Genomic DNA, 24502 nt, shown 5'->3' with positions numbered 1-24502 from the left:
TCCGAAAGGCCCTGTCGCCTGAAAGATCCGATAATATAGTCAGCGCGGGCCGTTTTCAAGCAAAATATCGGAGAATACTTACGTCACTTTGTATATACAAACTATATCTGCTATACTTGTGCTGCGATTTTAGAAATACATATTTTAGCTAAAAATGTTGATTTTGAGTTGTATTGCGATCATTGCTGGTTAATAGTTTGTATAAACATATATCTGTTAAAAACCTGACTCATTCCTGACCCATGAAAAACCGCCTTTTCGCAAGAGCGATTGCCGTTCTGCTATTGTCCGTATTCGTAATCGCATCGGGCTTTGCGCAGCAAAAGACGATCTGGAAGATCGGCGACGCTGATAATTCGCCGTCCGGGATGGCGCTTGCGCCCGACGGGTACAAACGGTTTCTGGAAAAGGACTTTGGTTACGAGGATAATTTTTTCCTCATCGGCCGTTCAGAAGCGCAGAAGGACTGGCCATACGTGCTGCCAGGGCCGGTGAACGGCTGGGGTGGCACGGGCGGAACCTCGGGGATCAGGTCGCATTTCCTTACGGTCTTGTTCGATATTAAAAGCAAACCGTCTTCGGGCAAATGGCGGCTTGTGGTGGATGTGCTCGAAACCGATTCCCTGCACGCACCGCTCTTGAAGGTGCTTGTGAATGGTAAATCGTGGAAATTCAAACTGAAAAAGGGGTCGGGTTTCAATGATCCGGATCGGCTTATAGTGAGTCCCAAAGAGCAGCTTGTGGTGATCGATATTCCTGCAATGTTGGTGAAACAGGGCGTGAATGAGGTGGTGATGACCACTTTGCAGGGCGGCTGGCTGATGTTCGACCAGGTGAAGCTGGAAGGTCCGGCGAAGGCAACGCTCGCCACGCCGGGCAAAGCACTGCTACGGAATGTAGAAGCCGCGGATTACGAGCTCAATATAGACGGCAAATCCATCCAGCCGTTGCTGATTGATATTACCCAGCTTCGGGGAGAGCCTTTGATCGACGTGAAGCTCGATGGAAAGACGATTTTGTCCCAAAAAATAGAGCGGGAACGTTACCTGCTGGAAGCGCCGATGCCCGCCGTTGACCAACCGGGCTCGGGGGCATTTCAAGTTTTTGTGGACAAGCAACTGGTGAAATCCGGGAAAGTGAAACGCGATAAGCAAAAGCTCAAAACGCCGGCCGGATACGTGAATACGATGCTGGGGGCAGGGCATTCCCGGTGGATGATTGCGCCCGGGCCGTGGATGCCGTTCAGCATGGTGAAGCTGAGCCCGGATAACCAGAATAGCGGCTGGCAGGCGGGTTACGACCCTACGTTTGAGTCGATCGGTACATTCAGCCACATTCACGAATGGACGATGACCGGCCTGGGAATTTTTCCTACTGCCGGGCCATTGCAAACCAGGATCGGCGATCAGGCCGATCCGGATAGCGGCTACCGTTCCCGGTTCGATAAAAGTAGCGAACAGGCGCCTTTGGGCTACTACAAAGTACATCTCACTGACAATAACATCACTGCCGAACTGACCGCGACTACCCGTGCGTCATTTCAGAAGTATACCTGGCAGAAAAGCGAAACGGGCCGCGTGATGGTCGACCTGCAAATTCCGACCGAATATGGCTACAAAATCCGGAAAGTGAAGATCGACAAGGTGAGCGACCGGCGGATCGAGGGGTATAGCGAGCAACTTTCGCGCGATGTATGGTCCGGCGGGATTGACCAGCAGTACACGGTACATTTTGTGATCGAAATGGACCAGCCCATCGTGAATTACGGCACGTGGCTGAACGACGAAGTACATCTGAAAACGAACCTCGCAGCGGACAGCGCGCGGAATGCAGGGCTGTTTCTGGAATTTGACACTAAAACGAACAAGGTCGTGCAGGTGCGCTCGGGTATTTCTTATGTGAGCGTGGAAAATGCGTCACTGAATCTGAAATCCGAGATCTCCGACCCGTTTGGCTGGGATTTTGAAAAAGTGAGAAACAACCAGGAAAACGTATGGAACGGCCTGCTGGGCCGTGTGGCGATTTTCAGCAATGACAAACGCGAAAAAGAACGCTTTTATACCAATATGTACCGGTCGTTGAGCCGGAATGCATTCAGCGACGTGGATGGCAGCTGGCGGGATGCGGATGAGAACGTCAATAAGTTTCAGAATAAGGATGACATTGCCCTGGGCTGTGATGCTTTCTGGAACACTTTCTGGAACCTCAATCAGTTTTGGAACCTGGTTACGCCCGAGTGGTCGAACCGGTGGGTGAAATCCCAGCTTGCGATGTACGACCGCGGCGGCTGGCTGGCGAAAGGGCCTGCGGGGATGGAGTACATTCCGGTGATGGTGGCCGAACATGAGGTGCCGCTCATCGTGGGCGCATATCAGATGGGGATTCGCGGCTTCGATGTCGACAAGGCCTATGAGGCCGTGCGGAAAATGCAGACCGTTCCCGCCGCGCCCGTGGGCGGCGGCCGGGCCGGTAATGAGGATTTGCTCACCTATCTCAAACACCATTACGTGCCCTATGATCAGGGGCGGTTTTCCAACACCCTGGAATACAGCTTTGATGATTATTCGGTATCCCAGTTTGCGAAAGCACTTCACAAAAAAGCCGATTACCAGGCATTTGCAGAGCGAGGAAACTGGTGGAAAAATGTCATTGATCCGGCTACTGGCTTTGCGCGGATGAAAGACTCTACGGGACGTTGGCTGGCCGATTTCGATCCTTTCAAATCCGGTGCCAACCATCATTATGTAGAGGGAAATGCCTGGCAGCTCACTTTTTTTGTGCCGCAGGACGTTCCCGGGCTCGCGAAAGCAATCGGAGAGAATGAGTTTGTGAAGAGGCTCGACTGGGGTTTTAACGAGAGTGTCAAATGGCGCTACAACGGTCCGAACGATCAGTACTGGGACTATCCTGTGGTGCAGGGCAACCAGCAATCGATGCATTTCGCCTTCTTGTTCAACTGGGTCAAAAAGCCGTGGCTGACCCAGAAGTGGAGCCGGTCGGTGGTGGACAGGTACTACGGCCACGAGGTATCCAACGCCTATCTGGGCGACGAGGACCAGGGACAAATGAGCGCCTGGTTTGTAATGTCGGCGCTGGGCCTTTTCCAGACCGACGGAGGAACACGCGTCGATCCGATCTACGAGATTGGCAGCCCCCTGTTTGAAAAAACGGTTATAGACTTTGGAGAGCAGTTTGGAAGAGGCAAAAGGTTTACGATTGAGGCTCCAAACACGTCTCGAAAGAACGTATATGTCCAGCGTGCAACGCTCAACGGCCAGCCGTTGAACAGTTTCTGGTTCAGGGCGTCCGATTTGCTGAAAGGCGGATCGCTCGTACTCGAAATGGGGCCGGAGCCTAACGTGAACTGGGGTATCGAAGGGCTCCCTTCCAACGAGTAACGAGCGAAAAGCGACGGCGCATTACCGGTGCGCGATAAAAATGGGCAAGTTCAGGTTGCGGATCAGCGGATCGGCGGTGCTGGGTGTCAGCATATTCGAAAATGTGCTGCGCCCGTAAGAGCCCATGACGACCAGCGTCTTTTTCTTGTTCATCAGAAAGGCAAACAGCTCCGAATTAGGACGACCGTAAAGCTTCTTGAAATGTGCATTAGAGTAGTGGGAGCTCACCAGGCGGGCCAGTTTTCCGTCGTTGGCGTCCTCGTGCCCGCCTTCGTTAAGTACCTGAACAATCGTCAGTCGTGTATCTCCCAATTCCGGAAGAAGGTAGGAAAACTGCTTGATCGCGTGCGCGGCCGCGGCATTTCCGTCATGTGCAAATACGATTTCTTCTACTCCTTCGAAATGGTCGGGCGCGATCATCACAGGGCATTCGATATTGCATAGCACCTCTTTCAAAAAGGAACTGGGTTTCTTCTCATCCCAAGGCTCGAATGCCAGATCGCTGCCTATAATCATCAGGTCGGCATAGCGGCTTTCTGCCAGAATTTCTTCAAGCGGCTCGTGCGGGTTGGTATGCACGCTCACATGTACGCCCTGGCGCTCGCACATCGCGCGGAAGGTACTTTCGCTTTCCTGAAGCGACTCCTGCATTTTCCGGAAATCGGGGAGCTCATGCAAGGCAAGCGTTTCTTCAAAGGGCGTGCCGGGTGCGATTTTCAATTCGGAAAATGCTTCGGATGGAGCATTTTGCATGAAAATGCCGGTCAGCCGGGATTGGGTCAGGGACGCCACGTAGCAAGCGAACTGCACATGATGGGTGTTGAAATGATCGGCGTCGATCACAAGGCGAATGTTTTTCATAGTAATCTGCTATTTAATGGATTCCAGTAGCTGTGTTTTCATTGAACCGGTTTCGGCCAGGTTGGCGTGCAGCCTGAATGCCTCTTCCAACAGGTGTGGTGTATGGCCCCCGCGGCGGCAGGCACGTTCGAAATACCCGGAGAGCTCCTCGTGGTAATCCGGGTGAACGCAATGCTCGAGGATCATTTCGGCTTTTTGTCTGGGCGAAAGCCCTCTCAAATCGGCGAGCCCCTGTTCGGTCACGATCACATCGACGTCGTGTTCGGAATGGTCCACGTGGGTAACCATGGGTACTATACGAGATATTTTACCTCCCTTCGTGACCGATTCTGTTACGAAAATGCTCAGGTAGCTGTTTTGGGCGAAGTCGGCAGAACCGCCGATGCCGTTCACGATCTGGCTGCCGGCAATATGCGAAGAATTGACGTTGCCGTAAATGTCGCATTCCAGGGCGGTATTAATGGCAATAATGCCAAGCCGTTGGATTACTTCCGCGGCATTGGTAATGTCCTGCGGGCGGAGCACGATCTTATGCCGGTAGCTCTCGAAATCGGCGAATACGCGTTGGTAGCATTCGGTCGACAATGTCATGGAGCTGCCTGAGGCAAAATCCATTTTACCGCTGTCAATCAATCGGAAAGTACTGTCTTGCAGCACCTCTGAATACATGGTCAGGTGCTGAAAGTCGCCATGCGCGAGCCCACCGAGCACGGCGTCGGCAATCTTGCCAATGCCCGCCTGAATGGGCCTGAGGGCGCGGGTAAGCCGGCCGGCAGCGATTTCGCGGTTGAAGAATCGCAGTAAATGCCCGGCAATGGCTTCTGCCGCTGCGTTGCCGGAAGCGGTTTCAGCCGGGCTGTCTTTCTGGCTGGTGAATACAATCGCCGCAATCTTTTCAGGGTCACAGGCAATCACATCCTGGCCAATGCGTTGCCAAACGTCCGTTATGGGCAGTATGGCGCGTCCGGTTGGGTCTTCCGGCAGAAACACATCGTGGATCCCGCGGATTTCGAGTGGAATAGCCTGGTTGATTTCAACAATCACCTGTTTGGCCTGCTGTACGAAGATCGCCGAGTTACCCACCGAAGTGGTGGGTACAATGCTGCCGTCGGCTTCGATGGATGCCGCCTCGACAATCGCAATGTCGATAGGAGGCAGGAAGCCATTGCGGATATGGGCCGCGGTTTCGCTCAGGTTTTCATCGATATACGATAGTTTGCCTTCATTAATGATCGTACGCATCACGGGGTCCGACTGAAAGGGCAACCGCATGGCGATGGCGCCGGCAGTGGCCAGGGCACCGTCTGTCCCTTGTCCAAGCGAAGCGCCGGTCATGAGGGTAATGCGGGTGTGGTCGTTCTCGGCTTTTTCGGCAAAGGCGGCCAATACGGCTTTGCTGTCACCGGAGCGGGTAAACCCGCTGGCGCCCACCACCATGCCATCCTGGATGAGCGAGGCGGCTTGCCCGGCAGGCATTACCCTGCCAGCGAGGGATGTATGTTTGATTCTGGATGTGTCGTTCATGGCAATCGCATTTGAATGTGACGTATTCCTACCTGTTTCGTTTCTGTTGATTACTGAAATCGAATGCAAGTTATGGACGACCCAAGTGGTTAAGGATGATCAATAGTGCTTCAAAGACTGACTTTGGTCATGTCTGTGCGCATGCGTTGCGCGTGCCGGACAGACAGTAATACGGGGTTACCAGAGGCCGTGTGTGACCAATGTCACAAAGAAGAAGTTCGTAAATGCTTAACTTAGCTTTTTTCAAATCAACAACTAATGAGCATTACCACACAGCATTCCGGGGTTCAGCAACTGCTGGAATCACATTTCGGGCAGTTTGAACCGAAGTTAATCCGCAAACTCGCAGGACATTGCGTGATCCGCGATTTCGAAGCGGATCAACAGCTGATGCGTCCGGGGCAATACTTCAAATCGACCATGCTGATCGTTGAAGGCGGGGTGAAAATATACCGGGAAGATCAGGATGGTAACGAGTTTTTTATGTACCAGCTCGGTCCGGGTGATGCGTGCGCGCTGTCGATGATTTGCGCCACGCGGAAAGAACAGAGCCAGATTTCCGCCAAAGCCATTGAGCCTTCCAAAGCGTTACTCGTTCCGATCGCATTGATGGATGAGTTGATGACCAGTTATAAAACTTGGTACTATTTCGTGCTGGAAACCTATCGTTCCAGGTTCGAGGAGTTGCTGGAAGTGGTGGATAGCATTGCGTTCAAGAGCATGGACGAACGCATCGAATTTTACCTTAAGAATCAGCGCAAGCTTTCGCACAGTGATGAGCTGGCGCTGACCCACCAGCAAATCGCCACCGATATGAATTCTTCAAGGGAGGTAGTTTCAAGATTGCTTAAAAAAATGGAACAGCGCGGTATGGTGCGACTGGGCCGGAACACGATTACTATCCTTTTTTAAAGGACTTTTCCGGCTATGTAACATTTGTCACAAACCCGCCGGTTTTCGTATTGCAATTTTGTACTTAATTAGCGCAAAGCAGTATGGAGACCATTGGTTATATCGCGTCGGTGTTGATCGGCATTTCTTTGGGACTCGTCGGCGGGGGAGGGTCGATCCTGACTGTGCCGGTTCTGGTATATATTTTCGGGATCAGCCCGGTCGTATCCACTTCCTATTCATTATTTATTGTCGGCTCGACCAGCCTCGTGGGTGCCTACGGTAATTACCGGCGCGGGCTTGTCAACGTTAAAACGGCCTTGTTTTTCGGGCTGAGCTCCATGATTACCGTCTATCTGACGCGGAAGCTCCTGGTGCCCTTAATTCCTGAAAACCTCTTCCATATCGGTCATTTCCAGGTGACAGAGCCGGTCCTGACGATGGCCCTGTTCGCCATATTAATGCTCGCGGCGGCGATCGGGATGATCAAAGGCAGGCAAAATCAGCCCGGTTGCCTGGAATGCGACCTGGGGCGTAACATTGTAAAGCTGGGCCTCAGCGCGGTCGGGATTGGTCTTACGACGGGGCTGCTCGGGGCAGGCGGGGGCTTTTTGCTTATCCCAACTTTGGTACTGGTGCTGGGAATGCCCATGCGCGAGGCAGTAGGGACTTCACTATTGATTATCGCGCTGAATTCGCTGATAGGGTTTGCCGGAGATTTGGGGCATTTTGCCATCGACTGGTACTTTTTGCTGACGGTGACGCTCGTTGCCGTGACCGGTATTTTCATTGGCGGTCTGCTGGCGCGGAGGCTGGATAGCAGCCAGTTGAAAAAGAGCTTCGGCTGGTTTGTGCTCGCCATGGGATGCTTAATCCTCTTCAAAGAATTCATCCTCCAATAAGAAACAGACCTGTGTGACAAAGGTCACAGACAATAGCCGGCTGCCTTGCGACCTTTGTCACATGGTTCCCCCACCTATCACTCAAAACAGTTCACAGAACAATGAAACTCGAACAAATCTATACAGGTTGCCTGGCACAAGGCGCCTATTATATTGAAAGCGAAGGCGACGCGGCTGTCATCGACCCACTCCGGGAAACGAGCCCCTATCTGGCCCGTGCGGAAAAGAATGGCGCAAAAATAAAGTATGTGTTGGAAACCCATTTTCATGCCGACTTCGTGAGCGGGCATCTGGACCTTGCCGAAAAAACGGGCGCAACGATCGTGTATGGCCCCACGGCCAACCCCGGTTTCAAGGCGCATATTGCCGCGGACCGTGAAGTGCTCAGACTGGGCAAGATTTCCATCGAGGTTATCCATACGCCGGGGCACACGCTGGAAAGTACCTGTTACCTGGTATCCGACGAGAACGGCCGTCAGGTCGGACTCTTTACCGGCGACACACTGTTTATCGGCGATGTCGGCCGGCCGGACCTTGCGCAGAAGGTCGTCCGGGACCTTACCCAGGATAAGCTCGCGGGCATGCTTTACGATTCACTTCATGACAAAATTCTGCCGCTGGCCGACGATATTATTGTGTATCCGGCGCATGGGGCAGGTTCGGCTTGCGGCAAGAATATGAGCAAGGAAACCACGGATAGCTTGGGACACCAAAAAGCCACGAACTACGCCTTGCAACCTATGGACAAGCAGACGTTCATCCAAAAGGTAACCGATGGCCTTACGCCGCCGCCTGCCTATTTTCCGGCAAATGTGATGATGAATATCCAGGGGTACGAAAGCATTGACGAGGTGCTGAACCGGGGAATGCAAGCCCTTACGGCCGATGCATTCGAGGCGGCTGCCAATGAGACAGGCGCGCTCGTATTGGATACCCGCGCGGCGCAGGTGTTCGCGAAAGGCTTCATTCCCAATTCGATCAATATCGGCATTGATGGCAGTTTCGCTCCTTGGGTAGGTGCTCTCATTGAAGACATCCGCCAGCCGATCCTGCTGGTGACCGAGCCTGGTAGGGAGGAAGAAGTTGTGACGCGATTGGCGCGGGTTGGTTATGACAATGCCATCGGACATTTAGCAGGCGGTTTTCAGGCATGGGAAGAGGCCGGAAAAGAAACAGACAGCATTCCTTCGGTGGAGGCTAGCGAATTGCCAGCCCTGCTGAACGCCAATCCCGACTGGCAGATCCTGGATGTGAGGAAGCGGAGCGAATACCTGGCAGAGCACGTGGAAGGAGCGGAAAATCTGCCGTTAGATTACCTGAACGAGCATTTGGAAGATATTGATAGTAACAAAACCTACCTCGTGCATTGCGCCGGCGGTTACCGGTCGATGATCTTCAACTCGATTCTCCGGGCGCGCGGTTACCATAATCTGATCGACGTGGCGGGAGGCTTTAAGGCGATCCGTGAGTCGGGGCTTGTGAAAGTCACGGACTACGTATGCCCAACGAAGCAGGAGGCTGAGAGCGGCGAGGTATTGCATTCACCAAACGGAGGGACGAAATAAAGATGCTGGAAGTGATCAAACAACCGTGGCCCTGGTATGTGGCCGGTCCGCTGATTGGCCTCACAGTACCCGCCCTGCTGATTTTAGGAAATAAACATTTCGGGATTTCGGCCAATTTGCGGCACATCTGCGCGAGCTGCTTCCCGGCAAAAGTGCCATTCTTTCAATATGATTACAAAAGGGAGGTCTGGAACCTGTTTTTTGTGGCGGGTATCGTTTTAGGTGGGGCACTGGCGGCCTATTTTTTAGCAAATCCTGCGGCGATCCAGGTCGATCCGCGGCTGGCGCAAGAACTCGCGACCTATGGAGTCAACGATTTTTCGGGGATGGTGCCCGTGCAGCTTTATTCCTGGGACAGCCTGTTCACGGCCCGCGGGTTGATTATGATGGTGGGCGGAGGCTTTCTGGTCGGATTCGGCTCGCGTTATGCGGGGGGGTGCACGAGCGGACACTCGATCATGGGACTAAGTACCCTGCAATGGCCGTCGCTGGTGGCGACAATCTGCTTCATGGCCGGCGGCTTCATGATGGCCAATTTTATCTTACCCGTTATTTTAAACAACTAATCCATGCAATCTTCCTTCATTGAGGATACCGCCGGGTTCGAAGCCCGGGCGCAGGACACGATCTGCATCAACGAGTCGCATTTGCAGCATAAATGGTACCACAATTTCAAATACCTGGTCGTAGGTGTGCTGTTCGGTGTCGGCTTCGTGAAGGCCGAAGTGATCAGCTGGTTTCGTATCCAGGAGATGTTTCGCCTGCAATCGTTTCATATGTACGGCATCATCGGCTCGGCAGTAGTGACCGGTATCATCTCGGTTTGGCTCATCAGGCGGTTCGGGATTAAAACCATGTATGGCGAACCGATCACCTTCACGTCGAAGAAATTCAACAAGGGGCAGATATACGGCGGGCTCCTGTTCGGCCTCGGTTGGGCGCTTACCGGGGCTTGCCCCGGACCGTTGTTCGCCCAGATCGGGACCGGCGCGACCGTGGTGGCCGTCGTGCTGGCCAGCGCTGTGGCCGGTACCTGGGTGTACGGCCGCTTCCGCAACTCGCTGCCGCATTGATTAATCATTAAATTTACCCGGGCAAACAACCAATCGCTATGAGAGCTTTGATTATCGGCGCTACCGGCGCCACGGGTAAAGACCTGGTGAACACCTTGCTGCGGGATCCGGATTATACCGGCGTGTTAGCATTTGTGCGTCGATCGACAGGCATTCATCACCCTAAATTGACCGAAATCCTCACCGATTTCAACAAAATGGAGTCCATACAGGAGCATATCAAGGGGGACGTCTGGTTCTCGTGCCTGGGAACCACATTAAAAACAGCCGGTTCGAAGGAAAAGCAATGGCATATTGACTATGAGATCCCACTCGAATTTGCCCGGATTGCCAGGCGGAATGGCGTCGCCCAGATGGTATTGCTGTCCTCGTACGGCGCTACTCCGAAAAGCAAGGTGTTTTATTCCAAAATGAAAGGGGAGCTGGAAGAAAAGATGAAAGGGCTGGGATTCGAAAAGCTGATTATTTTCAAGCCAGGCCTGCTGCTCCGCAAAGACACCGACCGCCTAGGCGAAAAGATCAGCGCTTCCGTGATAGGCTTCCTGAACAGGCTCGGGATTGTTCGAAAGTTCCGTCCCATGCCTACGGAAATACTGGCAGAAAAGCTCGCGAAAGTGCCGAAGGTTTGTGCGAACGGAGTACATGTGATGGAGCTGGACCGAATTTTTGAAATATAACTCGCCTCAAAATATTATATTTTTTATGAGCATAATAACAAAATAAACCAGGACAAATTTCGATAATACCATAACAAAATTTGGTTATTTCGTCTACGGCAATATATTTGTTTGTAGTAACCAATATTAACCAAACCTAACTTGTTATGAGAAGAATTTTTCCGCTTATGCTTCTGGCATGGCTGGTTTGCTGGCTGCCTGCGGCGGCACAGGGCGTCAGGATTACGGGCAAGGTAACCACCAGTGATGATGCCTCACCGTTGCCGGGCGCTTCGGTGCAGCTCAAAGGCACCAACATCGGGACCCAGACTGATGCGGAGGGCGTCTATGCCATTGACGTACCATCGTCCAATTCCGTGTTGGTATTCAGTTTTGTGGGAATGGTGGCCCAGGAAATTGCCGTGGCGAATCAGAGTACCATCGATGTTAAACTATCAAGCGATGTCCGAAGCCTCAGCGAAGTGGTCGTAACCGGCTACGGTTCGCAGATTAAACGGGACGTTACCGGCAATATCGCCCAGGTGAAAGGCACCGAAATCCAGAATATGCCCGTCACGAGCGTCGATGCGGCCATTCAGGGGAGGGCAGCCGGGGTGTATGTCAACAGCGGTACGGGCAAGCTCGGGCAGGCGATTAACGTGCGCGTGCGGGGCAATTCTTCCATCAGCGCGAGCAGCCAGCCTTTGTATGTGGTCGACGGAATGCCTGTTACCACGGCCGATCTGAGCAACAATGGCGGCGCCACCAACCCACTGTCGGACATCAACTCCAACGACATCGAATCCATTGAAATCCTGAAAGACGCCTCGGCAGGGGCTATTTACGGCTCCCGCGCGGCCAATGGCGTCGTGCTGATCACGACCAAGCGCGGAAAGGCCGGGAAGACCAACGTGAGCCTGAACTACCAGCTGGGCTCCTCGGAAGCGACACGTCGCGTGAAATTCCTCAATGCGGATGAGTACGTGAAGTTCTATACAATGGCAGCCAATAACCGAGATCGTATAGACGGTACCGACACCCAGGATCCCGATTCTTATACGCAATACATGCTCGGGGCAGGCGGTTTCCTCGAATATTACAGCCTGGGCACTTACAATACCCCTCAACAGCAGAACTATTCCTGGCAGGATCAGGCGTTTCAGAAAGGCCCGATGCAGCAGCTCGACTTGCAGGTCAACGGTGGAAGCGAGAAAACGAAGTTCTTTCTTTCGGGGCAGTACCTGGATCAGACAGGTACTTTGGTGGGAAACGAGCTCCAGCGTATTTCCGGGCGCATGAACCTCGATCATCAGGCTTATAAATGGTTGCAGGTAGGATTGTCGATGGGCCTGGCGCGTACGGTTAACCAGCGTTTGCCGGGTGATAATGCATTCTCGAACCCGCTTCAAATGGCTGCGTTGACCCCGCTGACGCCTTTCACCGACCCCAAAACGGGCCTGCCCACCGGAACGCCTCCCGGCGATTTGAATGTGCCGCTCTACTTCAACCCGATGATCTCGATCAACTACGCTAAATTCGAAGCGACCTCGTTCCGGAACCTGACCAACACTTATGCGCAGTTCAACATCCTGCCGGAACTGAAATTCCGCAGTGAACTGGGTATCGACCTTTTGAACCAGAATGAGGAAGGGTATTACCAAAGCCAGAACGTGCGGAATGTGAGCGAGGCCACCAGCGGGCTGGGGAACAACTATGCCACATTTGTGACCAATTACAATACCAACAACTTCTTCTCGTATGACAAAATACTTGGCCTGCACGGCATCGGGGCTACGCTGGGGATGTCTTACCAGCAATCGCAGCGGAAATTGAGCTTCGTGGAAGGAACGCAATTCCCGTCCGATTCCTACAAAAAGATCGCCAGCGCAGCTACCAAGTCAGACGGGAGCACTTCGGAAACCAATTTCCGTTTCTTGTCCTATTTTCTGCGGATGAACTACAAGTTTGCCGATAAATACCTGTTGTCTGCGAGCGCGCGTATCGATGGCTCGTCGCGTTTCGGGGTCAATTCGCGTTATGGTTTTTTCCCATCGGCCTCACTGGGCTGGGTGGTTACCGAGGAAAGTTTTCTCAAAAACAACCATCTGCTCAGCTTCCTGAAGCTGCGCGGCAGTTACGGGTTGACGGGGAACTCCGAGATCGGGGATTTTCCGCAATTGGGGCTTTTTTCCGGGGATGCCGGTTATGCAGGGTCCGCCGGGCAGCGCCCGTCGCAGATCGCCAATCCGGACCTGAAATGGGAGACTACCCGCCAGGCGGATTTCGGCGTCGATTTCGGTTTGTTCAACAACCGGATCAGCGGGGAGATCGATTATTATGTCAAAAAAACGAACGGGCTGTTGCTCGAAGTGAATGTGCCGGCAACCTCGGGTTTTTCGGTTCAGTACCGCAATGTAGGCAGGCTGGAAAACAAAGGGTTTGAATTTGTATTGAATACCCAAAATACCGTAGGGGCGTTCCGCTGGACAACCTCCCTGAACTTGGCGAACAATAAGAATAAAGTGACGGACATCCAGGGCCAGGTGATCGAAGGCGGTATCCGCAGCATGAGCCGTGTTATGGAAGGCCAGCCTGTGGGTGTGTTTTACACCGTCGAATACGCCGGTGTGGACCGCGCGAACGGAAATGCATTATTCTATAAAAATACGCCGAACCCCGATGGGACGGTCGACAGGTCTACGGTTACGAATAGCGGATACAACAGCGCGCAACGGGTAGTGGCCGGTAATCCGAACCCCAAATTTGTGGGTGGTATTACCAACACGTTTTCCTATAAGGGAATCGATTTGAGTGTGTTTTTCAATGGCGTTTCCGGCAATAAGATCAACTTCTACGGGGTAGGGCAGTACTCGTCGGCCAACGGGATCTACGAAGATAACCAGACGGCCGATCAGATGAATGCCTGGACGCCCGAGAACCCCGATACCGATGTTCCGGAGGCCCGTTTCTACCGGGGTAACGGCAATCAGGCATCTACACGATACATTTTCAATGGCTCGTATCTCCGGTTGCGGTCGATGACATTGGGCTACAACCTGCCTACCGCACTGGTGCGCCGCATTAAAATGGAAAAAGTGCGCGTGTATGTCTCGGCGCTCAACCTCGCTACTTTCACTAACTACAAAGGTTGGGACCCAGAGGTTAACACCGATGACCTGAGCGAGAAGGACACCAAGTTCGCGCTGGGCAATGACTTTTACACAGCTCCACAGCCGCGCACATTGCTGGTTGGCATCAATGTCGGATTTTAACATTGCATTCTCATCATGAAAAAGAACAGATATATCCTACCGGTCCTGCTATCAGCGATGTTGATGGCTGCGGGCTGTGACAACAGGCTGGATGTTCAGCCGACCCAAAGTATCGACGAAAATGTAGCCCTGAGTACTTCCCGCGACGTTGAGGTGACCCTCATCGGATGTTACGACGGTTTACAGGATGAGGATGTGTACGGCGGGGCGTTTCAGTATGCGTCCGAATTGCTCGGTAATGCCGATGAGCTGGGCTTCGGAGGTACGTTTCAGAACCTGCTCGAAATGTACAACAAGGAGATGACTACCAACAATGCGACCGCTACCGCCACCTGGCGCGACTCGTACGTGGCGATCAACCGCTGCAACAATGTACTTTCGGCGCTCGATATCGTCGATGAAGACAAGCGCGCCCGTGTCGAGGGCGAAGCCCGGTTTATCCGCGGGTCGATTTATTTTGACTTGGTAAGATTGTATGCCAAAACCTGGGGGGACGGCGATAATGCCTCCAACCCCGGCGTGCCTTTGGTATTAAAGCCGACGCGTGTCCTTACCGATGCCGACAAAATACCCCGGAACCCCGTGGCGGAAGTATATGCGCAGGTATTGGAAGACCTTACCAAAGCCAAATCACTGTTGCCTGAAAGCAATACCATTTACGCAACCAAATATGCGGCGTCGGCACAGCTCTCGCGCGTGTACCTGATGCAGGGCAACTACGCCGCTGCACGCGATGAAGCCAACGAGGTAATAGCATCGGATAAATTCTCGCTTAATGCGGCATTCGAATCGCTGTTTTTTACATTTCTGAAAAATGGCGGGGCCAATCCGAAGGAATATATATTCTCGATGATCGTCACTCAGCAGGATGGAACCAATGATATGAATACCTTCTTTGGAACGACCGTTTCGGACATCGTGGGAACCGCGGGCCGCGGTGACATCCGCGTGCTGGCGAAGCACCGGGGCCTGTACGAAGCCGGTGACAAAAGAGGGGCGTTTTTTGTAACTACCAACAACACATTCACCCAGAAACACCTGGATCAATTCGGTAATGTGCTGCAGTTCCGATTAGCAGAAATGTATCTGACCCGCGCCGAGGCAAACCTGCGCCTCAACAGCCAGACAGGTGCCACGCCACTCGCGGACTTGAACCTGATCCGGGCCCGTGCAGGCCTGAAAGCGGCTACTGCGGCTACGATCGAGTCTGTACTCAAAGAGCGGCATTTGGAACTGGCATTCGAGGGCCATACGCTGCACGACCTCAGACGCACGCGGCGAAATGTGGGGGCTTTGCCGTATAATTCTCCCAAGCTGATTATGCCCATTCCGCAGCGGGAAATGGACGTGAACAAGCAGCTGGTCCAAAACCAGGGTTACAATTAACAGACTAACCGGATTCCTGAATCAGAAGCGGTCTTTTTCTTGAATCAAATCAAATGCCGAACGGTGACAGATCTATTCTGCTACCGTTCGGCATTTTGACGCTTCTTGAGGGAGGTCCTTTTTAGTTATATCCCGGATTTTGTTTAAGCAACGGCGTGCCGTTCACTACGCTCATATCGATTTGATATTGCGGGATCGGGAAGTAGTTGTTCTTGCCGTCCAGGTATTTGCCGCCAGCGAGGTCGGTGGTGATCTTGGATTCGTAGCCGAAATAGGCGTTAATGGCCGTATTGGCCTTACCCCAACGCACGAGGTCGAAAAAGCGGTGCCCTTCCATCGCCAGCTCGATGCCGCGTTCGTAGTAGATCGCTTCAAGCAAGCCATCCTTCCCTTTGGCCGCCAATGTGCCGGCGGGGTAGGGTTTGATCACATAGTTAGCGGCCGGGGTACCCGAAAAGCCGCCCAGCGGGTTGGAATCGTTGGTGTATTTGTACAGCCAGCCGGTTTTGTCCGCCGCGCGGCTTCTCACTTTGTTAACATATTCCTCCGCTTTGGCGAGACTTCCTCCATTGGCTTCCGCTTCCGCTGCCAGCAACAACACATCGGCAAAGCGGATCACCAACACGTTAATCGCATTACCGGGCGCCCAGGAGCTGAGGTCGGCGTAGAGGTCCTGCGTTTTCTGCCGGTGAATGTTCTTTTTTGGAGCATAGGGGCCGCCATAGGGCTGGTCCCGCACCCAGTTCATGCCCGGATAAATGCCCCAGTCATGGTACGGAATGCCGCGGCGGCCGACGGTCCAGTCCAGGCGCGGATCGAGGTTACCGGCATCGGGCGTGAATGCGGTGGCGGAGGCAATGCCCATATCGTTCTTGACGGCGTGACTGTTGAAATCAGTCAGGTAGGGCAGTCCGTCGGCATCGGTGCGGTACATATTGACGAGCATTTGCGTGGGCTGGAAGAAACCGCAGCAGCTGAACGGCGCGCCTGTTCCGTAGGGGAAGTTGAGCATGCTGCCTTGATTGGCATTGGTGATATCGAGCGTCCCGTCGTTAGCCACCATTTGTATCGCGAACACCGATTCCGCATTGTTTTTAGTGGCTGCATCGAAATTGTCCTTGAAAGAAACGAGGCCATATTTCAAGCCGTTGGTCGTGACGCCATTGTTGATCACATCTGTAAAAATCTTTACAGCGTCAGCGTATTTTTTCTGATACAAATAGGTTTTGCCCAAATAAGCCCCGGCGGCCCATTTGTTAGCCCTTCCTACCAGGGTTTGCGTGGCTGGCAGCTGCTCATAGGCCGCTTTGAAATCCGCTTCGATCAGTGGCCAGATATCCTTATCGTTGGGCTGGTTAAAATCGGTGGTAGTTTCATCGATCCAGGGCACCATGTTCCACATTTTCTTCAATTCGAAATAGTAGTGTGCCCGCAGGAACCGTGCCTGTCCTTCGATATTCGCCTTATTCTCGGCCGAAACGTCGGTAGCCAGCGCGAGCACTTTCAGCACGGTGTTGGACCGTGAAACGCCTTCGTACAATGCCTTCCATTTGCTGTTGAAAAAGCCATTGTCGGCCCCGGTACTGAATGTCGCAATGGCGCTGATGGGCGTCTGGTCGCCGCCGTCGCTGCCTTTGTGCGCATCGCCGCCGGGAATGGCGCCGTACACCCAGTTGTCGGGCGGTGATTCCCAGCCGCTGCCGCCGGTGAAATCGCCCTGGCCGTCGAGTGCGGCATAGGCGCCGGTGAGCAGGCCGTCGACGCCTTTCGCATTGGCGAGCACATCATCGCCCAATGCGCCTTGAACAGGTTTGTCCAGAAAATCGTCCTGGCAGGCCTGTAACATTGTAAAACCGCCGATCCAGCAAAGAACGGCTATATATGTCATGAACTTCTTCATAATCGCGTTGCTTGAAGATGGGTTAAAAAGTGAGGTTCAGGCCAATGGTGTATTGCCGCGAAGAAGGGTAGGAGCCCTCGTCAATGCCGAATACGGTAGGGTTGCCGCTCGCATTCCGGCTCACTTCGGGATCGAGCCCTGAATAACCGGTGATGGTGAACAGGTTGGTCGCCTGCAGGTACACGCGGAACTGCTGTGCGCGGATCTTCTTCATCAGCGGAGCAGGGAATGTATACCCGATTTGCAGGTTCTTCGCACGCAGGTAAGAGCCGTCTTCTATAAAATAGGAATTGGGCACATTGATGGTACTGAAAGAGCTGGAATTCTCCTGGATCGGTGCTTTGGCATTGTGGTTCTCCGGTGTCCAGGAGTCGTACAAGGCAGTTTTGCTTTTCGCACCCGAGCGTGACGAGTTGAAGTCACTCCACCAGAGGGTTTGGTTCCAGAGCTGGTTGCCCTGAACGCCGTACAAGAACAAACTGAAATCGAAGCTTTTGTAGGTCAAACCAATATTTAATCCATAACTGAAATCGGGGTTCGGATTGCCGAGCATCTGGCGGTCGGCGGAAGTGATCTGGCCATCGCCGTTGATATTCTCATACCGGAACCGCCCCACCGAGGCACCGTCCTGGTAGACTGCATTCTTGTCGCCGGTTTGTTTCACCGCTTCGGCATTGGCGGCAGCAATTTCTTCCTGCGAGTTCCAGAAGCCGATCACTTTGTAGCCGAAGAACTGGCCGATGGAATTCCCTACCTGGTTGCGGACAATGGAGGCCCCGTCGAAACCGCGGCCATCGACATCGAAATAATTGGTGCTGTTGGTAACTTTTTTGATTTTGTTGTTATAGGTAGTTAAAGTCAGTGTCGCATTCAGTTTCAGGTCGCTTGCGAGGTCGAATTTGGAGTCGATTTGCAGGTCGATTCCCTTGTTTTTCATCTGCCCGATGTTCACAAAAGGCACCGTACCACCGCCGGCCGTGCCGATTAATGCCGGGTTGAACAGCAGGTCCTTGATTTCCTTTATATAATAGTCCGCGATCACGTCCAGTCTGCCTTTGAAGAAAGTGGCATCGATACCGATGTTGGTACTGATATTCTTCTCCCAAACCGCATTCGGGTTGCCGATCTGGCTTTTTTCAAAGCCTTCCAATGCGCCGGAGCCGCTGGTGCCGCCGAGGTCGTAGTAAGAGCTGCGGCGATTGGAGCTGTAAGTGGTGAACGCATTGCCGGATTTTACGTTGATCTGGTTACCCATAATCCCGTAGTTGGCCCTGATTTTCAGATCGTCTATCCACGTCAGGTTGCGCATGAAATCCTCGCGGGAAATGCGCCAGCCCGCGCTTACGGCCGGGAAGAAACCGTACCGCTCGTTGATGAACTTGGAAGATCCGTCGCGGCGAAGGATCGCGCCGAAGAGGAATTTGTCGTTGTAAATGTAATCCAGGCGACCGATGAGCGAGTACAGCGCATCTGCGGAGCGGCTGCTCGAATTGCTGCGCGTGCCGGAGCCGGTGTTCAGGTTCATATAGTCGGGGTCAAAAGAGAAATATCCCTGCGTGCTGCCGCCGAGTTCGTAATATTTGCCGCTATATGCTTCGGTCCCTGCCGCGACGGTCAGGTCGTGTTTGCCCATTGTTTTGTGAAAGGTCAGCAAATTAGTCCACGTCCAGTTGAAACCGGAGTAGGAGCCTTCCGAATAGGTGTTGGTATTGCTGTTTTCCTTGTTTTCGTAGGTAGGGAACGAAAACGAGCTCCATCTGCCCGAATAGTTCTCTCCGCCGAAGCTGGTGCGGAGCGTGAAATAGTTGAAAAGGTCGAATTCAGCGAAAATATTACCGAACAGGCGGTTGTCAAGCCCTTTATCGTAGCGGGTACGGTCGCGCATGGCTACGGGATTGAAAGCATCGCCCATGCCTGAGGCGCGGCTGCCTGCGTAGTTGCCCATGATGTCGTGCACAGGTACGATCGGCTGCATGCGGAAAGAGAATGCAATGGCCGAGCCGCCGTCCGACAGGCTGGTTTTGGGGTTGTCGGAAATCGAATAGGCCAGGTTCTCACCAATGCGGACGTGCTTGCCGATGTTGTACTGGCTGTTCGACCGGAGCGTGTAGCGTTTCAGGTAAGTGTTGGTCAACGCGCCCTGCTGGTTGAAATAATTCAATGAAAAGAGGTAGTTGCCCTGGTCGCTGCCGCCGCTGAGCGAGATATTATGGCTCGTGGAAGGTGCGGGTTTGAATATTTCGTGAAACCAATCGGTACCGTTTTTGTTGGCCTTTACAATCTGGTTAAAAGTATTAAAATCGTCTACCGATGTATAGTTCGGGTTCACGTAGTACAACTCCGGATTGGTCCGCGGATCGCCTTCCTTGGCGCCGGCAGGGAGAATGTAGTCGGGCAGGACGGGAGAGGTTCCATAGCCGTACTGGTCGTCGCCCACGGTGAGTCCCGAGTTTTTCTGCACCTGGAATTTGAGCTGGGCCTGTTCCTGCGGCGTCAGGGTGTTCCATACATTGCCTCCCGGAGGTGTCTGAATGCCAAACCAAGCGCTGTAATTGATTTTAACCTTATCCTTCCCTTTTTTGGTTGTAATGATAATTACCCCGTTGGCCGCTCTCGAACCGTAAATGGACGCCGAACCGGCATCTTTCAACACCTGCATGGAGGAGATGTCGTTCGTGTTCAAGTCGAAAATGGAGGTGGTAGGCACACCGTCGACCACGTACAGGGGCGAGTTGTCGCCGAATGTATTCAAACCGCGAATGCGTACCTGCGGCGTTTCGCCCGGCTGCCCCGAGCTAAGGATCGTAACCCCCGAGGCGCGGCCTTGCAACTGGTTGGCAACCTGTCCGTCAGGCGTTTGTTTCAGCTGCTCCACATCCACGACGGACACCGCACCGAGCAAATCCTTCTTGCGCTGTGCGCCATAACCGGTCACGACGAGTTCGGTCAATGTCGAAACGTCAGGTTTTAAGGCAACATCCACACTGGTACGCGCGCCTACCATCACCTCTTGCGCCACAAAACCAATGAAGCTGAATATCAGAATGGATTCGTCGCCGGCAACGTCGATGGTGTAATTTCCGTCGACGTCGGTCATGGTACCTTCATTGGTGCCTTTCACACGGATCGCCACGGAGGGCAATGCTTCACCTTTTTCGTCGGTCACCTTTCCTTTCACCGGCCGGGCCAGCGTTTGCGTTACCGGTACGATTTCGCGGAGGATCTCCGTTTTCGGCCTTTCGGTGATCCCGATCATATTGCCTACCTGCCTGAATTCCAGGTCCGTCTGCTTCTCGATCATTTTCAGGATTGCCGGGACCGGCTGTCCCAGCGCGTAGATGGTGATTTCGGGTGCTTTGCGCACCAGCTTCTCGTCGAAAGCAAAAGTGAGACCGGTTTGCTGCTCGATCTGTCTCAAGACTGTCTTTACCCGGGTTTGCCGCATATCCATGCTCACGTGCTGGGCCTCCGTAGGCCCGGCCATGAGCAAGGCGGTTGTCAGGACATTAATACCCAGTATTAGCGTAGAAATGCGCATACATTTTTTGAATAAGGGGAGCCCCTTATGGTAATAATTCACCATATTTGTCTGATGTTTAATAGTTAAGCTGTTAAACCGCGTCCGCCCGCCATTCATGGTTCCAAGCATTGCCTGGCAGGGGACAACCGATACCGGGGACATTCGCAGTGTTCCCGGTATTCACCGGACCAGCCTTCCTGGAAAGCCAGCCCTATTTTTTGTTCTTCCTATCTGATTACTATCGTGCTGTCGTTTAGTTGTGAATAATTGAAATTCTTGGAGAACCCCAGGACTTTCAGCACGTCGTTCATAGGCTGGTCGTCGAGGGTGAGCGATATTTTTTCGGTAGAGAGTCCCGGTTTTTCGATTACGATATGCTGGTTGTACTTTCTTTCCAATGCGTGCAGCACTTCCACCAGGAGTTCATCCTCGAACACCAGTCGGTTGTCCTTCCAGGGGGCAATGGCCGGTTTGCTGATCTCGTTTACCAGTATTTTCTGCGTTTTTTCGGGTACGACGGCCTGCTCGGCGGGTAGCAGCATGAGAGCGGGCTGTCCCGGTTTGTCGCGCACCTGCACGCCCACCTTGCCCGTCTTGACCGTTACCTTGATATCCCGGTCGTTTTTGTAGGCTTTTACGTCGAATGAAGTCCCCAGCACGGTAATGTCCAGCGTTTTGGCGTGTACGATAAAAGGCTTGGCGGTATCGTGGGCGATGTCAAAGAATGCCTGTCCTTCGCGCAGTACCACTTCGCGCGTTTTCCCCTTGAATGCCGCCGGATAGCTGAGTATCGAACCCGCATTGAGCCAGATATGCGAGCCGTCGGGCAGATTTACCCTGACGGTTTTACCAAGCGGCGCGGTCACGAGTCTGACGTTGCTCCCCGTTGGCTTATGCCCGTTAGTCCAGAGCAAAAATCCAACGAGAACGACCGCCGCAGCGGCCGAAGACCAGGCCGCGAACCTTTGAATCCATCCAAACCTTTTCACAGGCTTGTATTGCTCCTGCCGGCTTCGCAGATTGGCGTGCATCCGGTCGCGAACTTCGGAGGCGCCTTCGGCCGTCGTGGTAGTGACGGTTTCCGGGCTTTGGTCGTCAGCGAGCCGGTCGTACCAATCGTGCAACAGCTGTTTTTCTTCTTCCGAAGCGGTTCCTTCGAAGAATTTCCTGGCAAGCAATCTGATATATTCCTGTGTCATTGCAAAGCGGATTGGCCCTTTGCAACACATAGAGGGGAGATGTTGGGAAAACCCCTTAGTTGGATGGAAAAAAAATTACAGCAGCAAAGCCACTACATGATTCAGGCTCGACCGGACGATCTTCAATGCCTTGGTCAGGTGCGCTTCCGCAGTTTTGTGTGAGATGTTCAATTCTTCGCAGACGTCGGGCAGCGAGCGGTCGTGTAATTTGTTGTACTGGAAAACGAGCCTGCATTTTTCGGGCAGGCGGTTGGTGAGGTTGGTAATGATTTCGAGCAGCAGGCGGTTTTCAATCTCCTGATCAATCGATACCGACGGCGCAGCCTCGTACCGGATCGATTGTTCAACTTCCTCGGCCTGTTTGGATTTGGCCAGATAACGGTACACTTCATAGCGGAGCATAGCAGCCAGATAGGGCCCGAGTGATTGTATTTCAAGTGCTTCCCGCTTGATCCAGAGGAGCATGAATGTATCCTGCGTGATCTCTTCGGCAACCGCCGCTGATTTGACCATCCGATGGGCGGTATAATAAAGCTTATCCCAATACCGCGTGTAGATTTCATCGAACGCCCGCTCCTCACCCTCTCTCAGCAGCGCCGCGAGCTGATCGTCAGATAAAGAGGGAGGCAGGGTTCTCATGGCGGGTTAGCAGCAAACCAGTTGTTGTTAACCAAATATATACATTAATGCATTCATAATATTGCTTGATCTGCTAAAAATGCAGAATTAAAACTATGGAATTGAGGTAAAAATGAGTATTGGAGTATTTAAATTATAGAATTTCAACATTTTATTCTGTTGAAATTGTCTTGCGAACACATTTGCGATGAGATGGTCCGATACCCTGTTATCGCTTCGTGTAATGTAGCGTAACGACGCCCGAGCCGAGTGTTTTCGATTCCTGCAGAACCAGATTGTTCATGGGGGCGTCGCTGTCGAACAGGCTGATTCCTTCTCCTAATATCACCGGATGCAGGGTTAGCTGGTACTCATCGATCAGTCCGAGTTTCGCTAAACTTTTGGCAAGGCCGGGGCTGCCGAATATGACGAGGTCTTTGCCCGGTTGCTGTTTCAGTTTGTTGACTTCTGCCTCGACGTTGTCTTTGATCAGCGTGGTATTGTTCCAATCGGCACTCGGTAATGTCGTTGAGAAAACGATCTTGGGAATTTCCTGCACCCATTTCGCGTGCGCGAGCGCATGACCGTCCGCATTAGGGTCGTTCAGCACGGTCGGCCAGTAGCCTTCCATTAAATGGTAAGTATTTTTGCCGTACACGGGTGCGCCCACTGTTTTGACGAGCTCGTCCGCGAATTGTTGCAGCTCCTTGTCGTAAGACAAAAAGCCAAGACCACCGTTTTTGTCGCCGGCAAAACCATCAAGGGACATGTGTGCAAATAGGACCAATTTTCTCATTTCGATCGTGTTTTGTCTGTTTTTGAATTAGCGTTTCAATATACAAAACTATTGGCTGGACAGTTATGCTGCCCAGCCAATAAGCCTTGCTTTCTATGCTCTTCCGGTGAGTTTGTCCAGCAACTCGTCCAGTTTTTCCAGTGTTGCAAGCATGCCTTCTTCCATACCCATCTGCATGGTCGTTTCGAGGTCTTCCAGGGATTTGTAGGTCACTACCGTTTCGACTACGGCGTTTTCGCCTTTGTCGGTGAACGTAACCACCCATTCGGCGCGGGGCAGCGATTCGTTGATTTCACCTTCCGCATTTGAAAAAGCGTCGGTCGAGGTGTAAAAATCGATCGGCTGGATTTTGATATAATCCGTCCAGCCCCAGTATTCGTTGCCGTTTGGTTCCACCATCGCATAATGCCAGTGGCCGCCTTCGCGGAAGTCCATGGACTTGGTTTTGGTAGTCAGCGGCTTAGGGGCAAACCACTGGTCCAGCAGTTCTTTTTTTGTATGACAATCCCAGACCAGCTGGCGGCCGGCACGGAACTCACGGCGTATGGTCAATGTGTTTTTTGTTTTGTCTGCTACGAAGTCGAATTGAAGGTTGTGTTTCATTGTTGCTGTTGTTTTTTAAGTGTTTCTAAAAGGTCGTCGAGCTGATCGAACCGGTTTTCCCAGATCTTTCGGAACTGTTCCAGCCAGTGATCGATCTCTTTCATTTTATCGATCTGAAGTTTGTAATAGATTTCGCGGCCTTGCTGCTGCGGCTGGACCAGTTCGCACTCGGTCAGGACCTTCAAATGCTTCGAAACAGCCTGGCGTGTGGTATCGAAATGCTCCGCGATGGCGTTGGGGGTCATAGCCTGCACGGCGATCAGCACGATAATAGCCCTGCGGGTCGGGTCGGCGATAGCCTGGAAAATGTCTCTTCTCATGGGATTATCACAGATATT

18 protein-coding genes are annotated in these 24502 nt (G+C 52.8%); 9 read left to right on the top strand and 9 right to left on the bottom strand.

What is annotated here, in order from left to right; all coding sequences use genetic code 11:
* Positions 1 to 242 precede the first annotated feature (242 nt).
* Entirely contained in the window at positions 243 to 3398 is a 3156-nt protein-coding gene (locus ACQ4MZ_RS24285; protein ID WP_430849436.1) for a GH92 family glycosyl hydrolase, read from the top strand.
* A 21-nt stretch (positions 3399 to 3419) separates the two neighbouring features.
* On the opposite strand, the gene ACQ4MZ_RS24280 is transcribed toward ACQ4MZ_RS24285, so the two are convergent.
* Together ACQ4MZ_RS24280 and ACQ4MZ_RS24275 are read right to left on the bottom strand one after the other, a co-directional pair.
* On the bottom strand, positions 3420 to 4259 hold the full coding sequence (locus ACQ4MZ_RS24280; protein WP_430849434.1) for a universal stress protein: 840 nt from the start codon (positions 4257 to 4259) through the stop codon (positions 3420 to 3422).
* 9 nt (positions 4260 to 4268) lie between these two features.
* Entirely contained in the window at positions 4269 to 5783 is a 1515-nt protein-coding gene (locus ACQ4MZ_RS24275; RefSeq protein ID WP_430849432.1) for a succinate CoA transferase, read from the bottom strand.
* Between the two features lie 258 nt (positions 5784 to 6041).
* On the opposite strand from ACQ4MZ_RS24275, the gene ACQ4MZ_RS24270 reads away from it, so the two are divergent.
* From ACQ4MZ_RS24270 to ACQ4MZ_RS24235, 8 genes are all read left to right on the top strand, one after another.
* Positions 6042 to 6695: a Crp/Fnr family transcriptional regulator gene (locus ACQ4MZ_RS24270; protein WP_430849430.1), complete on the top strand. Its 654-nt coding sequence runs from the start codon at positions 6042 to 6044 to the stop codon at positions 6693 to 6695.
* Positions 6696 to 6778: 83 nt separating this feature from the next.
* Positions 6779 to 7576 (top strand): sulfite exporter TauE/SafE family protein, encoded by a 798-nt coding sequence (locus ACQ4MZ_RS24265; protein WP_430849428.1) that lies wholly within the window; start codon positions 6779 to 6781, stop codon positions 7574 to 7576.
* Between the two features lie 101 nt (positions 7577 to 7677).
* Entirely contained in the window at positions 7678 to 9141 is a 1464-nt protein-coding gene (locus tag ACQ4MZ_RS24260; protein ID WP_430849426.1) for an MBL fold metallo-hydrolase, read from the top strand.
* Between the two features lie 2 nt (positions 9142 to 9143).
* The gene (locus ACQ4MZ_RS24255; protein ID WP_430849424.1) at positions 9144 to 9707 is read left to right on the top strand and encodes a YeeE/YedE family protein; all 564 of its coding nucleotides are present in this window, start codon (positions 9144 to 9146) and stop codon (positions 9705 to 9707) included.
* 3 nt (positions 9708 to 9710) lie between these two features.
* The gene (locus ACQ4MZ_RS24250) at positions 9711 to 10214 is read left to right on the top strand and encodes a DUF6691 family protein (protein WP_430849422.1); all 504 of its coding nucleotides are present in this window, start codon (positions 9711 to 9713) and stop codon (positions 10212 to 10214) included.
* Positions 10215 to 10252: 38 nt separating this feature from the next.
* The gene (locus ACQ4MZ_RS24245) at positions 10253 to 10891 is read left to right on the top strand and encodes an NAD(P)H-binding protein (RefSeq protein WP_430849420.1); all 639 of its coding nucleotides are present in this window, start codon (positions 10253 to 10255) and stop codon (positions 10889 to 10891) included.
* Between the two features lie 146 nt (positions 10892 to 11037).
* Positions 11038 to 14142: a SusC/RagA family TonB-linked outer membrane protein gene (locus tag ACQ4MZ_RS24240; protein WP_430849418.1), complete on the top strand. Its 3105-nt coding sequence runs from the start codon at positions 11038 to 11040 to the stop codon at positions 14140 to 14142.
* Between the two features lie 15 nt (positions 14143 to 14157).
* Positions 14158 to 15528, top strand: a complete 1371-nt coding sequence (locus tag ACQ4MZ_RS24235) for a RagB/SusD family nutrient uptake outer membrane protein (protein WP_430849415.1) — start codon at positions 14158 to 14160, stop codon at positions 15526 to 15528.
* Between the two features lie 121 nt (positions 15529 to 15649).
* Here the strand turns inward: ACQ4MZ_RS24235 and ACQ4MZ_RS24230 are convergent, their stop codons facing one another.
* The 7 genes from ACQ4MZ_RS24230 to ACQ4MZ_RS24200 form a co-directional block, all read right to left on the bottom strand.
* A complete protein-coding gene (locus ACQ4MZ_RS24230) occupies positions 15650 to 17428 on the bottom strand; it encodes a RagB/SusD family nutrient uptake outer membrane protein (RefSeq protein ID WP_430849413.1) in 1779 nt (592 codons plus the stop codon).
* A gap of 22 nt (positions 17429 to 17450) precedes the next feature.
* On the bottom strand, positions 17451 to 20606 hold the full coding sequence (locus ACQ4MZ_RS24225; protein ID WP_430849767.1) for a SusC/RagA family TonB-linked outer membrane protein: 3156 nt from the start codon (positions 20604 to 20606) through the stop codon (positions 17451 to 17453).
* Between the two features lie 569 nt (positions 20607 to 21175).
* Positions 21176 to 22147: a FecR family protein gene (locus tag ACQ4MZ_RS24220; RefSeq protein ID WP_430849411.1), complete on the bottom strand. Its 972-nt coding sequence runs from the start codon at positions 22145 to 22147 to the stop codon at positions 21176 to 21178.
* 75 nt (positions 22148 to 22222) lie between these two features.
* Positions 22223 to 22786, bottom strand: a complete 564-nt coding sequence (locus tag ACQ4MZ_RS24215) for an RNA polymerase sigma factor (protein WP_430849409.1) — start codon at positions 22784 to 22786, stop codon at positions 22223 to 22225.
* A gap of 208 nt (positions 22787 to 22994) precedes the next feature.
* Positions 22995 to 23561: a dihydrofolate reductase family protein gene (locus ACQ4MZ_RS24210; protein ID WP_430849407.1), complete on the bottom strand. Its 567-nt coding sequence runs from the start codon at positions 23559 to 23561 to the stop codon at positions 22995 to 22997.
* 93 nt (positions 23562 to 23654) lie between these two features.
* A complete protein-coding gene (locus tag ACQ4MZ_RS24205; RefSeq protein ID WP_430849405.1) occupies positions 23655 to 24164 on the bottom strand; it encodes an SRPBCC family protein in 510 nt (169 codons plus the stop codon).
* Complete coding sequence (locus ACQ4MZ_RS24200; protein ID WP_430849403.1) at positions 24161 to 24484, bottom strand: ArsR/SmtB family transcription factor; 324 nt, start codon at positions 24482 to 24484, stop codon at positions 24161 to 24163. Before ACQ4MZ_RS24200 ends, ACQ4MZ_RS24205 begins: the two co-directional genes overlap by 4 nt.
* Positions 24485 to 24502: the final 18 nt, after the last annotated feature.

Source organism: Dyadobacter sp. BHUBP1, from assembly GCF_050587785.1.
In the GTDB taxonomy this organism is placed as follows: Bacteria; Bacteroidota; Bacteroidia; order Cytophagales; family Spirosomataceae; genus Dyadobacter.
This window is presented reverse-complemented; position numbering and strand designations above follow the sequence as displayed.